This is a genomic window from Amycolatopsis sp. 3B14 (assembly GCF_050958625.1).
GTDB lineage: Bacteria > Actinomycetota > Actinomycetes > Mycobacteriales > Pseudonocardiaceae > Amycolatopsis_E > Amycolatopsis_E thermoflava.
This window is the reverse complement of the sequence record NZ_JBHZEN010000039.1, coordinates 48,961-62,004: the sequence shown is the minus strand read 5'-3', so window position 1 is coordinate 62,004 and position 13,044 is coordinate 48,961. Positions and strand designations below refer to the sequence as shown.

12 protein-coding genes are annotated in these 13,044 nt (G+C 74.6%); 4 read left to right on the top strand and 8 right to left on the bottom strand.

Features of this window, described 5'->3' with window-relative positions:
• The first annotated feature begins 79 nt into the window (after positions 1 to 79).
• The 3 genes from ACCP09_RS21780 to ACCP09_RS21770 are packed head-to-tail and all read left to right on the top strand — an operon-like array spanning position 80 to position 3,362.
• Complete coding sequence (locus ACCP09_RS21780; protein ID WP_433749545.1) at positions 80 to 1,513, top strand: glycosyltransferase family 39 protein; 1,434 nt, start codon at positions 80 to 82, stop codon at positions 1,511 to 1,513.
• Positions 1,513 to 2,739 carry a sensor histidine kinase gene (locus tag ACCP09_RS21775; RefSeq protein ID WP_400989235.1) on the top strand — a complete coding sequence of 409 codons (1,227 nt, stop codon included), beginning with the start codon at positions 1,513 to 1,515 and terminating at the stop codon, positions 2,737 to 2,739. The genes ACCP09_RS21780 and ACCP09_RS21775 overlap by 1 nt, the downstream gene beginning before the upstream one ends.
• Entirely contained in the window at positions 2,736 to 3,362 is a 627-nt protein-coding gene (locus tag ACCP09_RS21770) for a response regulator (RefSeq protein WP_433749541.1), read from the top strand. The genes ACCP09_RS21775 and ACCP09_RS21770 overlap by 4 nt, the downstream gene beginning before the upstream one ends.
• Before the next feature lie 424 nt (positions 3,363 to 3,786).
• Here ACCP09_RS21770 and ACCP09_RS21765 read toward each other — a convergent pair whose 3' ends face one another.
• Together ACCP09_RS21765 and coaE are read right to left on the bottom strand one after the other, a co-directional pair.
• The gene (locus ACCP09_RS21765; RefSeq protein ID WP_433749538.1) at positions 3,787 to 4,620 is read right to left on the bottom strand and encodes a hypothetical protein; all 834 of its coding nucleotides are present in this window, start codon (positions 4,618 to 4,620) and stop codon (positions 3,787 to 3,789) included.
• 88 nt (positions 4,621 to 4,708) lie between these two features.
• Positions 4,709 to 5,884, bottom strand: coding sequence for a dephospho-CoA kinase (gene coaE, locus ACCP09_RS21760; protein ID WP_378335972.1), 1,176 nt, complete (start codon positions 5,882 to 5,884; stop codon positions 4,709 to 4,711).
• Positions 5,885 to 6,040: 156 nt separating this feature from the next.
• On the opposite strand from coaE, the gene ACCP09_RS21755 reads away from it, so the two are divergent.
• A complete protein-coding gene (locus ACCP09_RS21755) occupies positions 6,041 to 6,253 on the top strand; it encodes a hypothetical protein (RefSeq protein WP_017981917.1) in 213 nt (70 codons plus the stop codon).
• A 55-nt stretch (positions 6,254 to 6,308) separates the two neighbouring features.
• On the opposite strand, the gene ACCP09_RS21750 is transcribed toward ACCP09_RS21755, so the two are convergent.
• From ACCP09_RS21750 to ACCP09_RS21725, 6 genes are all read right to left on the bottom strand, one after another.
• Positions 6,309 to 7,427, bottom strand: coding sequence for a S1 family peptidase (locus ACCP09_RS21750; RefSeq protein WP_378364195.1), 1,119 nt, complete (start codon positions 7,425 to 7,427; stop codon positions 6,309 to 6,311).
• A gap of 119 nt (positions 7,428 to 7,546) precedes the next feature.
• Positions 7,547 to 7,879 carry a hypothetical protein gene (locus ACCP09_RS21745; protein WP_433749533.1) on the bottom strand — a complete coding sequence of 111 codons (333 nt, stop codon included), beginning with the start codon at positions 7,877 to 7,879 and terminating at the stop codon, positions 7,547 to 7,549.
• Between the two features lies 1 nt (position 7,880).
• Positions 7,881 to 9,101 carry an LCP family protein gene (locus ACCP09_RS21740; protein ID WP_433749530.1) on the bottom strand — a complete coding sequence of 407 codons (1,221 nt, stop codon included), beginning with the start codon at positions 9,099 to 9,101 and terminating at the stop codon, positions 7,881 to 7,883.
• A gap of 293 nt (positions 9,102 to 9,394) precedes the next feature.
• On the bottom strand, positions 9,395 to 9,568 hold the full coding sequence (locus tag ACCP09_RS21735; RefSeq protein WP_017981913.1) for a hypothetical protein: 174 nt from the start codon (positions 9,566 to 9,568) through the stop codon (positions 9,395 to 9,397).
• A gap of 104 nt (positions 9,569 to 9,672) precedes the next feature.
• Positions 9,673 to 11,991 (bottom strand): ATP-binding protein, encoded by a 2,319-nt coding sequence (locus ACCP09_RS21730; protein ID WP_433749527.1) that lies wholly within the window; start codon positions 11,989 to 11,991, stop codon positions 9,673 to 9,675.
• Between the two features lie 30 nt (positions 11,992 to 12,021).
• Positions 12,022 to 13,044, bottom strand: a complete 1,023-nt coding sequence (locus tag ACCP09_RS21725; RefSeq protein WP_433749524.1) for an alpha/beta fold hydrolase — start codon at positions 13,042 to 13,044, stop codon at positions 12,022 to 12,024.

Below are 13,044 nucleotides of genomic sequence, written 5' to 3'. Positions count from 1 at the left end.
GAAGTTGACTTTCGTGGGCAACCGAACGGCCCCGGGCGGCGTCAGAGTTGCGAAGCTCGCTCGCGTTCCCGTGCTCGCCATGGCGGGGGCCGTCGGGCTGCTGTTGCTCGTCACGAGCGGCCGCTACGGCTGGTTCGGCGACGAGCTGTATTTCCTGGCGGCTGGTCGGCATCTGGCTTGGGGGTATGCCGACCAGCCGCCGGCACTCCCCCTGCTGGCGCACCTGATGGACGCGCTGGCCCCGGGGTCGCTGGTGGTGTTCCGGTTGCCAGCGACGCTGGCGACCGCCGCCGGGGTGGTCGTCGCCGCGCTGATCGCCAGGGAGCTCGGCGGCGGTCGGCGCGCGCAGGTGCTCACCGCCGGGGCGTTCGCGATCAGCGGGCAGCTCCTCGGCACCGGCCACTACCTGGCGACCTCCACGTTCGACCCGCTGCTGTGGACGGTGCTGTGCTGGCTGCTGGTCCGCTGGGTGCGCACCCGCGCCAACGGGCTGCTGGTGTGGGCCGGGGTGGTGACCGCGGTGGCGGTCAACGTGAAGTTCCTGGTCCTGGCGTTCTGGCTGGTGGCGGGGATCTGCGTGCTGGTGTTCGGGCCGCGCGGGCTGCTGCGGCGGCCGCTGTTGTGGGCAGGCGCGCTGATCGCCGCGGCCGGCGCGGCGCCGACGGTGGTCTGGCAGGCCGCGCACGGCTGGCCGCAGCTGGAGATGAACGCCGCCATCGCCGCGGAGGTCGAGCACGTCTACGGCGGGCGCCTGATGTTCCTGCCCGGGATGCTGGCCGGCGCGGGGATCGTGGTGGGCGCGGTCCTGCTGGTGCACGGGGTGTGGCGGCTGCTGCGGGCGCCGGAGCTGCGCGCGTACCGGTTCCTCGGGGCGGCCACGGCCGGGCTCACCGCGGTGTTCCTCGTGACGGGCGGGCGGTCCTACTACGTGGCCGGGATGTTCGCGGTGTGCTGGGCGGCCGCCGCCGTGAGCCTGGAGGCCGGGGCGGCCGCGCGGTGGTGGCGCTGGGTCGCGACCTGGCCCGTGTACGCGGTCAGCGCGCTGATCGCGGTGCCGCTCGCGCTGCCCGTGGCGCCGGTGTCCTGGCTGGGCAGGGCGCCCGCGCCGGGGTTCGCCACCGCGGAGATCGGCTGGCCCGAGGTCGCGGCGTCGGTGGCGCGCGCCTACCGGCAGGTGCCCGACCCCGCCCGCACGGCGATCGTGACCGGTTTCTACTGGCACGCGGCCGCGCTGGACCGCTTCGGCCGTCCGCTCGGGCTGCCCGGGCCCTTCAGCGGCAGCCGCGGTTACTGGGACCTGGGCACACCGCCGGAAAGCGCGCGGCACGTGCTGTTCGTCGGCGACGACCCGACGGTGCTGGCCGGGCACTTCGCCGCGATCACCCCGGCCGGGCGGATCGACGACGGCCCGGGCTTCGGCCAGGGCACCGCGCTGTGGCTGGCCACCGGCCGAGCCGAACCGTGGTCCGCGGTGTGGCCGCGGATGCGGGATCTGGGCGTGGGGACCGGATAATGCCCGGTGTGAACCGCCGCTCCTGGATGCAGCCCCTCGACTTCGCCGAGGGCTCCGGCGGACCGCTGTCGCGGACGTGGAGTCGGCTGGTCGACCACTACCTGCCGTACCTGCTGCTGGGACTGGCGACCCTGCTCGTCCACCGCGCCGACACCCTGCCGCTGGCCGGGGCGGCGCTGGTGTGGTTGCTGCTGACCGGTCCCGCGGTGCCGCGGCGGTGGCGGTCGCACGGCATCACGCTGGCGGTGTCCTTCGCCGGGACGCTGACGCTGGCGTCCCTGCTGATGTTCCAGGACGTGCTGTTCCTGGTGTTCATGCTCACCTGCTTCTTCGGCGCCCTGCGGCTCAAGCCCGCGCCGCTGGGCGTGCTGGCGCTGGCCACGACCTCCCTGCTGATCAACACGATCGGCGCGGGCGGGCCGGGCGAGGCGCTGAGCACCGAGCCGCTGCTGTGGGTGACCATCGTGGCCGTGCAGACCGGGGCGATCGGCTTCGGCACCGTCGTTTCGCGCAAGGTCAGCGAGCAGAACGAGGCGCGGCGCGCGGCGCTGGAACAGCTGGAGGCGGCGCAGGCGGAGAACGCGGGCCTGCACCGGCAGCTGCTCACCCAGGCCCGCGAGGCCGGCGTGATGGAGGAGCGGCAGCGGCTCAGCCTGGAGATCCACGACACCCTCGCGCAGGGCTTCACCGGGATCATCACCCAGCTCGAGGCCGCCGAACAGGACCCCGGCGAGTGGCGGCGGCGGGTGGCCACGGCCACCGCGCTGGCGCGGGAGAACCTCGCCGAGGCGCGGCGGTCGGTACGCGCGCTGCGGCCGGGCCCGCTCGACGAGGCCCGGCTGCCGGACGCGCTGAAGGCGGTGGCGGAGCGGTGGGCGCAGCGGTCGGAGGTGGCGATCGAGTTCACCGCGACCGGCACCGCCCGCCCGATGCACCCGGAGATCGAGGCGACGCTGCTGCGCGTCGCGCAGGAGGCACTGTCCAATGTGGCCAAGCACGCCGGCGCGCGGCGCGTCGGCCTCACGTTGTCCTACATGGAGGATCAGGTGACGCTCGACGTGCGGGACGACGGGTCCGGGTTCGACCCGGCGCGGCGGGGCGACGGGTTCGGGCTGCCCGGGATGCTGCAGCGGGTGCAGCGGCTCGCCGGGACGCTCGCGGTGGAGTCGGAACCCGGCGCCGGGACGGCCATCTCGGCCAGCCTGCCCGCGATCGGAGCCGCATGATCACGCTGGTGCTCGCCGACGACCACCCGGTGGTGCGGGACGGGCTGCGCGGGATCTTCACCGCCGAGCACGGGTTCGAGGTGCTCGGCGGTGCCGGGGATGGCGCGGAGGCCGTGGCGCTCGCCGAACGCGTGCGGCCCGACGTCGTGCTGATGGACCTGCGGATGCCGGGCACCGACGGGGTGCACGCGATCGCCGAGCTGGCGCGCCGCGGCAACCCGGCGCGGGTGCTCGTGCTGACCACCTACGACACCGACTCGGACGTGCTGCCCGCGATCGAGGCCGGCGCGACAGGCTATCTGCTCAAGGACGCGCCGCGGGAGGAGCTGTTCCGGGCGGTGCGGGCGGCGGCGCGGGGCGAGGCGGTGCTCTCCCCCGCCGTGGCGACGCGGCTGATGGGGCAGGTGCGCGCGCCGGCCCGGGAGGAGCTGAGCCAGCGCGAGATCGAGGTGCTGACGCTCGTCGCGCGCGGCGGCACGAACAAGGACGCGGCCGCGAAGCTGTTCATCAGCGAGGCCACCGTGAAGACGCACCTGCTGCACGCCTACGCCAAGCTCGGCGTGAAGGACCGGGCCGCCGCGGTGGCGCTCGCGCTGCGCCGGGGGCTCATCGAGCTGGACTGAGTTCTGGAGGCCGGGGTGAGCGCTGGGGCTGGGTGCTGGGGCGGGGAGTGCTGCTCGGCGGCGCCGGGATAGAGCGCGGATAGCCCTGGCTGCTCAACAGTGCCTCGGGGGCGCGAGCCGGGTGGTGGGAAGTGCTGCTCGGCGGCGCGGGGAGAGGGCGCGGGTTGCCGGGGCATCCGCAGCGCGCACGGGACGCGAGCGGCACCCGCGTCACCTCGCGGATCTGCGCGCGGGCCCCGCGATGCCTCCAGAGCGCGCGGCCCGGGCCTCCGCCCGGCACCCCCGCGCCCGGTCGCCGGTCGCCCGGGACTCGCAGCACGCGCCGGGCCACGCGCCCAACGTACGCGGGCACCCGCGCCGCCGCGGGGCACTCGCGGCGGCACTGCGCCGGCGGGGCCCGCACCGGCAGAGGCGCGGCCCCCGCTCACGCGGCCACCCGGTGGATCACGATGTCGTCCAGCCGGGTGCGGGCGCGCACTCTGACCCGCTCGCCGGAACCCTCGGCGTCCTGCGCGGACAGCGAGCTGCGCACCGCCCCCTTCGTGCTCTTCGCGTCCACCGACACGGCGGCCCCCTCGCTGATGCCGACCTCGATGCCGCCCGAGGCGTTCGCCAGCTCGGCGCCTCCGCGGGTCATCCGGCCGATCCGGATGGGACAGTCGCCCGCGTTCGCGACGACCCCGGCGTCGGCGCGGTCGATGTCGAAGCCGCCCCGCGCGCTGCCGAGGTCCACGTCGGACCGGGCGTGGCCGATCCACACCTGCCCGGTCGAGCCCTGGTACCGGACGACGCCGTCGACCTCGCCGATCCGCAGCCCGGCCGCGCCACCGTCCACGTCGGCCGGCCCGGCGACGTGCGCGATCGCGACCGAGCCTGCCGCGAGGTTCCCGCGCAGCGCGGCGATGTGGTCGAGCTGGACGTGCCCGGAACCGAGGTTCAGCTCGCAGTCGCCGAACCGGCCCTCGGCCCGCACGTCCGTCCAGGTGCTGTGCAGCACGAGCCGGGATCCGGCGGGCAGCTCGATCGTGATCGCGACCGAACCCGTCCGGCCGCCCGGCTTCCGCGTCTTGACCGACAGCTCGCCACCGGCGAAGGCGACCTCGGTCCGTTCCGCCACCGTCACGTCCGAGGCGTTCGCGGCGTCGAGCGGCTCGACCCGGACCACCGTGTCCGGCCGCTCGCTCGCGGCGATGCGGACCCGGGCGCCCGCGGTGATCAGGGCGGCGGTGATGGGCGACGGCGTGGCGAAGGTGTTCATCGGGGGCTCCTCATCCGGTGTGCGGTTCGTGGTGATCACCCTCGCCACCGGACCTGACACCGGGCTGTCACACCGCTGACGCCAGGCGTCAGGCGGACCAGCCGGTGCGCTCCGCCCACTCCTCGGCCCGCCGGAAGCCGTCGTTGACCCAGCTCTGCTTCGCCTCGGCGTAGCCGTCCACAGTCGCGTGCGCCTTCGCCAGCGACGCCTTCACCTCGGCGTACGCGTCACGCTCGTCCGGGTTCGCCCGCAGCCACGCGGCGAACAGCAGCGCCAGCCGCCAGGCCGGGGTGGCCGTGCTGCGCACGTGCACGTTGACCGGCCGCGCCGGGTCGGCGCCGTAGTGGAACCGCTTCTCCCAGCGCTCACCGCCGCCCTGGGGGTCGTCCCACCACTCGCCCTCGGCGCGCAGGAAACCCGCGTCGGACAGGACGTCGGCGAACTCGTCGGCCTGCGCGAGCGTCGAGACCGTCACCTGCAGGTCCAGCACGTCCTTCGCGGGCAGCCCGGGCACCGACGTGGACCCGATGTGGTCCACCCGCAACGCGCGCCCCGCGGTCAGCAGCCGCAGCCGGGCCAGCGCGCGGGCGGCCTGCGCCGGCCACGTCCCGTCGTAGGGCACGAGCTTCGGCGGCATCGGCGGGCGCGGGCGGCGCAGCCGGACGTTCTCCTCGAACGGCACCAGCCGCTCGCGCCACAACCGGTCCACCTCGGACAGCACGTCCTCCGCCGCGCCGGAGTTGTCCAGCCACACGTCGGCCACCGCGCGACGCTGCTCGTCACCGGCCTGCGCCTTGATCCGGGCGCGGGCGTCCGCTTCGGACATCCCGCGCAGCTCGGTCAGCCGCCGCACCCGCGTCTCCACCGGCGCGTCCACGATCACCACGAGGTGGTAGTTCGGCGCGTACCCGCCCTCGACCAGCAGCGGCACGTCGTGCAGCACGATCCCGTCCGGCGGCACCTCGGCCATCCGCTCGGCGGTGCGGGCGCCGATCAGGGGGTGCAGGATCCCGTTCAGCAGGCGGCGCGAATCCTCGTCCGCGAACGCCTTCGCCGCCAGGGCGGGGCGGTTCAGCCGGCCGTCCTCGCCCAGGACGTCCGCGCCGAAGGCCTCCACGACCTTGGCGAGCCCCTCGGTGCCCGGTTCCACGACCTCGCGGGCGATCGCGTCGGCGTCCACATGCACGGCGCCGTGCTCCACGAGTCGCGCCGCGACAGTCGACTTCCCCGCACCGATCCCACCGGACAACCCCACCCGCAGCATGGTTCGCATTAGACCAGACGCCACGATCGGGTGTTCTTTACTCCCTGATCGGTCTGTGACCGGAACGAGATCGGTGACACGCCGCCGCGCTACTACGCTTCGGGCCTCTCGTTGCGTACGGTGCGCGGCGGGAAAGGTCGCCCGCACGGAGGAACGATGACGCAGAGCAAGCACACCGGAAGGCACCGGCTCGGCACGCCGGGTCTGGTGCATTGCGTCATGCATCGCCCCGTGGCGCTGGCGCTGGAGGAGTACCGGCGCACCTGGCTGACCGCGCTACTGATCCCCGCCAAGCACAGCCTCGCCGGCCTGAAGCGCCGGGCGCGCGCCGCGGCGCTCGAGCGCGCCTGGGCGCCGGCCACCACCTGAGCACGGACACGACGCGGCCCCCGGCCTTCCGGACGGGGGCCGCGGGTCGTGCCGGTCAGCCGGTGACGAGCGTGAGCCCGTAGGCGGACAGGATCTCGTTGACGGGCTGGAAGTAGGTCGTCCCGCCGCTGCTGCAGTTGCCGGACCCGCCGGAGGTCACGCCCTGCGCCTGGCTGCCGCTGACCCACGAGCCGCCGGAGTCGCCCGGCTCGGCGCACGCGGTGGTCCTGGTCAGGCCGGAGACGGAGCCCTCGGCGTAGTTGACGGTCTGGTTGGTGGCCTGGATGGTGCCGCAGTGCCAGCCGGTGGTGGAACCGGAGCGGCACACCGACGAGCCGACCGGGGCCGCGGTGTGCCCGGTGACCGTAACGTTCCCGTTGCCGTAACCGTCCACGACGGGCGTGGGTGTCCAGGACGAGGTGGTGCGGACGTAGCTGTAGTCGTTGCCGGGGAACGAAGAGCCCTGGAACGTGCCCATCGCCGAGCCGTCCGGCGCGCTGACCGAGTCGCCCGCGCTGCCGCAGTGGCCGGCCGACACGAACCCGCCCTGCACGGCGAAACCGATGGAGCAGCGCGCGGATCCGTTGATGTAGTAGGCGTCGCCGCCGACGATGTTCCCGGCGAACAGCCGCGGCACGTCGGTGGTCTCCTCGACCTGGACGGGACCGGCGGCGCGGGCCCGGTCGAGGAAGCCCTGGACCGCGGCGCCCTGCGCGCCGCGCACGACGGTCACCACCACGCGGTTGGCCCGCTCGTCGACGTACCAGCCGGTGACCTCGCGCGGGGCGGTGAGGGTGTCGAGGCTCGCCTTGGCCGCGTCCAGCGCCGACTCGGTGTGGGCGACCAGCGCGGTGTCGGCGCCGGTGGCCTCGACGGCGCCGGCGCGGGCGGCGTCGGTGATGCCGACGACCAGCTTGCCGGACGCGGCGTCGTACCAGGCGCCGCCGAACGCGGGACCGGCCGCGGCCTCGGCGGCGGGGGCGACGTTCGCGGCCGCGGCCTCCTGGGCGAGCCGGACGCCGGCCTGCTCGGCGGTGAGCCCGAGGTCCCGTTGCACCGCGCCGAGGAGCGGCGAGGCCGGTGCGGCCCCGGCGGAGTTCACCGTGGCGGCGAGAACCGAGCCGACGGCCAGCGCGGTGAGGCCGATCGTGCGGACGAGGGGTGGTCGCTTCATGGGTGCCTTCCTTCGCTGCCGATGGGGACACGCGCAGTCTGCTGCGGGCCACGACAACTTCACACCCGCCGGAAGTAGGGTTGGAGAATGTCTCACCCGGCCGGCCCCGTCCGTCCGGACTATCCGGCGTAGCGCTCCGCGAGGTCTCGCAGCCCCCGCGCGGCGCTTGCCGCGTCCGCCGCGGACACCGGTGCGCCCGGCGTCCGGCCGAGGAGTTCGACCTGGCCGGCGAGCCGCAGGTGCTCCCGCCGGGCGTGTTCGCGGCAGGCCAGACAGGTGACGCTTTCCGGGCGGGTGGAGGTCATCGCGTAGGGCACGCGGGCGCCGCACCCGGTGGTGACCTCCACCGGCGCGTCGGCGATGAGGCCGAACGTCGAGGCGACCAGGCCGCGGAGCGCGGAGCCGGCGTGCGCGACGCCCCGCTCGACGTGGATGTGCGGGTCGCCCGTCACGTCAGTTCACGCAGCCGGACAGGTCCGTGCTGGCCGTTTCCGGCGCGATCGTGGACGGGGTGGTCGTGGTCGCGCCTGCCGTCTCCGCGGCCTGCTTCGCCACGCTCGTCGGCGTCGTGGCGGTGCTGCCGCCCCGCGTCGCGGCGGCCGGGCCGCCCAGCAGGGCGGTGATGAAGTCACGCACCTGTACCGGGTCGACCTTCACCGCGTCGCCGTCGTAGGGGGTCTGCAGGCTCAGGCTCTGCACCGGGATGGTGGCGAACGTGATCGACCCCGAGGTCAGGCCGTGCATCTGCTCGGCGAAGGTCAGCACGTCCCAGCCCTGGTCGAGGACCACCGACTGCTGCACCGCGTCGATCAGCCCGGACAGCTTGAGCGGATTGGTGAGCGTCCCGGCGCCGAGCACGACCTGGGCCATCCCGGACAGGAACGCCTGCTGGCGCGCGATCCGGTCCAGGTCGCCGCCGGGGAGCCCGTGCCGCTGCCGCACGAACGCCAGCGCCTGCGCCCCGGACAGCGTCTGCTCCCCCGCCGGGAAGTCCGCGCCCGAGTAGCTGTCGTGCACCGCCTGCTTCAGGCACACCGGCACCCCGCCGACGGCGTTGCTGAGCGCGTAGAACCCGGCCAGGTTGACCGCCGCGTAGTGGTTGATCGTCAGTCCGGTGAAGTCCTCGACCGTCTCGATCGCGGTCCTGGCCCCGGCCGCCGACGCCGCGCGCTCCAGCGCGGCCCCGGTCAGGCCCTGCTCGCGCAACGTGTCCAGCGCCGCCTGCTTGCCGTAGGTGTACGCGGAGTTGATCTTGTGCTTGCCGAACCCGCCGGCGATCTGGACGTAGGAGTCGCGCGGGATCGAGATCGCCGACGCGGAACCGCCGCCCGCCGGGATGTGCACCACGATCATCGTGTCGGTGGTGTCGCCGCCGTCCGCGGCGTCCCCGGCGTGCAGCTGGTCGAGCACGTCCTGCGGCAGCGGGTTGCCCTGCACGTCGGTGCGCGAGTCGAGGCCGACCAGCAGGATGTTCTGGTCCACCGACAGGCTCGCCCGCCCGGACGGGACCTGCGCGGACGGCGCGATCACGTCCGCGGTGGCCAGGCCGGTGTCCAGGCGGGACAGCTGGGTCCAGGCGAAGCCGGTGCCGCCGAGCACGACCAGCGACGCCAGCCCGACGGCGGTGTACGCGACCGGGCGCCACCGGTGACCGCGCGCGGGCGCAGCAGTCACTCCCCGTTTGCGCAGCACCCCGGTTCCCCCTCGAAGATCACTCGATCCAGCTAACACCAGGATCCACGAGAAATCTGACAGTTTGCTGTGAAATCCGGGCCGCGGCCGGTGAACTTCTTGTCACGCGAAGAACCGCCCCGGGGAGCGGGGCGGTTCTTCCGTGTTCGGTTGGAGTGAGCGCGGCGGGGTGCCGGAGTTCGCGGGCAGGCTGGGCACGACCCGCCGCGCTCGACCGGCCGGCACGCGAGGGGGAGGGCGGCGCCGGACGGCTGGACTTGTGGACCGGACCGGGGTCAGGAAGCCGCCGTCGAGGTGGTCCCGGCCGAGCGGGCGAGCGCCCAGGACGGCGGACCGCACTGCGGCCGCCACGTGCCCAGGTGCACCCACTGCCGTCCCCAGCTGAACCCGGCGAGCACCACCTGGCGGTGGCACCGCGAGCAGGGCTGCGGCGGCGAATCGACCTTCATGACCACCCCTCCGGTGTTCTCGGCTCCGGTCGCGAATACCAGAGTGCCTGGGAAGAGGGGCCGGGGAACCGGGAGTCCTACGCATCTGGGTACGTAGAACCGGGCTACGTACCGTCCCCCGGTGCGGCGCGTTGCTCGGCCAGCCACGCGGCGATCTGGGCGCGTGAGGTGAAGCCCAGCTTGGTCAGGATGTTCTCCACGTGGGTCTCCGCGGTGCGCTGCGCGATGACCAGCCTGCCCGCGATCTGTTTGTTGCTCAGGCCGTCGGCGACCAGCTCGGCGATCTCGCGCTCGCGCCGGGTCAGCCCGCCCGGGCTGCTCTGCCTGCCCCGGCGCGGCGCCCGCGGTCCGCCCGGCTTCTCCGCCAGCGCGTACGCGATCGCCTCGTCGACGTCGAACCCGCTGGTCGCGGCGAACGCGCGGGTGTAGCCGTCGTCGCCGAGCGCGTCGCGGGCCCGCGCTTCGCACTCCTCGTCGAACTGGCGGTACGGGCCGGTCTCGGCGACGCCGGCGCCGCTGATCCGCCACACCGCGCTGGACGCTCCGAGCAGCCCGGCGGCGCGTTCGTGCTCCCCCGCCGCGCCCGCGCACCAGGCCAGCGCGGTCAGCGTGAAGGCCAGCTGGGTGCGGTCGGGCTGCCGCATCGCGATGGCCTCGCGCAGCAGGGCCGACGCCCGGCGGTGGTCGCCCCGCCGCCACGTGTTGATCGCCACCGCCCACAGCGCGTACGCCCGGGACCAGTCGGCCTGGTGTTCCTCGCACTGCGCGAGCGCCGCCTCGGCCACCACCAGGCCCTCGGGGTCGTCGAGGAAGAACAGCGCCGCGGCCAGCAGGATCCGCGTGTTGCACGCCTGCATCTCGTCGCCGGTGCGCAGGAACCCGTCCAGGGCCTGCTCCATCAGTTCGCGGCCGCGGTCGAGCCTGCCGAGGAACATCGAGCCCATGCCGGCGCACTGGGCCCAGCCGGCACGCAGGTTGTCGTCGTCCAGCGCGTCGGCCAGCTCACGCAGCTCGGCGAGCATCGCGCGGGCCGGTTCCTCGTCGCCGATCTGGGCCGCCACGAACGCGGCGCCCTGCAGGGCGAGGGCGTGGGCCGGGGTGTCGCGGGCGACCTCCTGGGCCAGCGACGCCCGCAGCCAGCGGTAGCCCTCGCGGACGTAGCCGCCGGCGAACCAGTAGTGCCACAGCGGCCCGGTGATCTCGGCCGCGCGGCAGGCGCCCTCCGGGCCGCCGGACACGCAGTGCTCCAGCGCGACGCGGATGTTGGGCTGCTCGCGCCGCATCCGGCCGACCCAGTCCAGCTGGTGCGGGCCGAAGCTCTCCGTGTGGTAGCGGCGGGCCAGGCGGGCGCAGTGCTCGACCTGGCGGCCCCGCACGGCGTTCTCGCGGCCGGAGCGCACGAGCTGGACGTGCCCGTACTCGCGGACGGTCTCCAGCATCCCGTACCACGCCGCCCGCCCGAAGGTGCCGTCCCGGCGGACCAGGATGGACTTGTCCACCATGGCGGCGATCAGGTCGAGCACCTCGTCCGGGCCGATCCCGACCGCGGCGCACACCGCCTCGGCGGCCTCCAGGTCGAAGCCGCCGGCGAACACCGACACCGCCGACCACACGGCCTGCTCGGCACGACTGCACAGGTCGTAGCTCCACGCGATCGCCGCCTCCAGCGTCTGCTGGCGGTCCGGCGCCGTCCGGCTGCCGTCGGTGAGCAGCCGGAACCGGTCGTCCAGGCGCTGCAGCAGCTGTTCGACCGAGAGCACCCGCAGCCGGACCGCGGCCAGTTCCAGTGCGAGCGGGATGCCGTCCAGGCGGCGGCAGATGCGGACGATGGTGTCGCGGTTGGACGCGTCGACGGTGAACCCGGGCACCACGGCGGCGGCGCGCTCGGCGAACAACGTCACCGCCTCGACCGCGGGCTCCCCTTCCGAGGGCACCGGCAGCGGCGGCACGACGAGGACCTGTTCGCCGTCGGCGCGCAGCAGCTGGCGGCTGGTGGCCAGCACCCGCACCGACGAGGTGGCCGACAGCAGCTTGGCGACCAGCACCGCGCACGCGTCCAGCACGTGCTCGCAGTTGTCCAGCACCAGCAGCACGCGCTGGTCCTCGAGGTACTCGGCGAGCCCGCCCACCTGCGCGCCGGCCTCGTCGGTCAGGCCGAGCGTGGTGGCGATCGTGTGGGCCAGCAGGGCCGGATCCCGCAGCTCGGCCAGCGGCACGAACCACAAGCCGTCGGGGAACGCCCGCCGCACGTCGGCGGCCGCGCGCAGGGCCAGCCGGGTCTTGCCGACGCCACCGACCCCGGTCAGCGTGACCAGCCTGGCGGAGGCCAGGAGGCGGCGGGTTTCGGCGAGTTCGCGGCGCCGCCCGACGAAGCTGGTGAGTTCGCTGGGCAGGTTGCCTGCGCCTCGCGAGACGTCGGGCATCCCCCGATTCTAGGCCGGGTTCGCGGTTGATCAGGCGGTTCGGCGGTGGCTCTGCCGCCGCAGCAGGGTCACCAGGTGCGCGTTGACCAGCTCCGGGTGCTCCAGCGGGAAGGCGTGCCCGGCGTCGGGCAGGACGACCAGATCCGCGCCGGGCACCGCCCGCGCGATCGCCTCGCTGTTCTCCGGCGGCGTGACCACGTCGTGTGAGCCGGCCAGCACGAGGCAGTCGACCCGGGTCAGCGCGGCGAGCGCGGCGGTCTTGTCGTGCACCCGGAACTGCGGGAAGAAGTCGGCCAGCACGTCCAGCGGCGTCTGCCCGATCTGCTCGACCAGGAATTCGGCGACGTGCGGCGGGACGTCGGAGGCGAACGCGTGCCGGGGCACGACCGCCCCGGTCAGCTCGCGCAGCGGCCCGGCCAGGACGGTGGCCCGCTGCAGCAGTGCCAGCGCCCACGGGGTGACCCAGTGCAGCGCGCGCATGCCGTGCCGGGGCAGGCCGAGGCCGCCGAGCACCGGCTCGGCGCTGGTGGCGAGCAGCGCGACGGCGGCGACGCGGGTGCCGAACAGCTCCGGCTCCTGCTCGGCCAGCGCCATGATCGTCATGCCGCCCATCGAGTGCCCGGCGAGGACCACCGGCCCGTGGGGCGTGGTCTGGTCGAGCACCGCGCGCAGGTCGCGGCCGAGCTGGTCGACGGTCGCGTGCGCGGCCGCGCCGCGCTGGGAGCGGCCGTGCCCGCGCTGGTCCCAGGTGACGACCCGGGCGTGGCGGGCGAGCTCGGCGATCTGGAAGCACCAGCTGGCGCTGGACAGGGCGTAGCCGTGGCACAGCACGACCGTCACCGGCGCGGCCGGGTCGCCGAAGACCTCGGCGTGCAGCTCGACGCCGTCGTCGGCGGTGACGGTCCGGGACTGGCCGCGGCCGCGGGTGACCGGGATGACCGGCCCGGTGCGGGACGCCGGGCCGAGCAGGCCGCCGGTCGCGGCGCGCAGCGCGGTCCTGGTCAGCACGAGCCCGGCCACCAGGCCCAGCTCGACCGCCTTGACCGCTCGCAT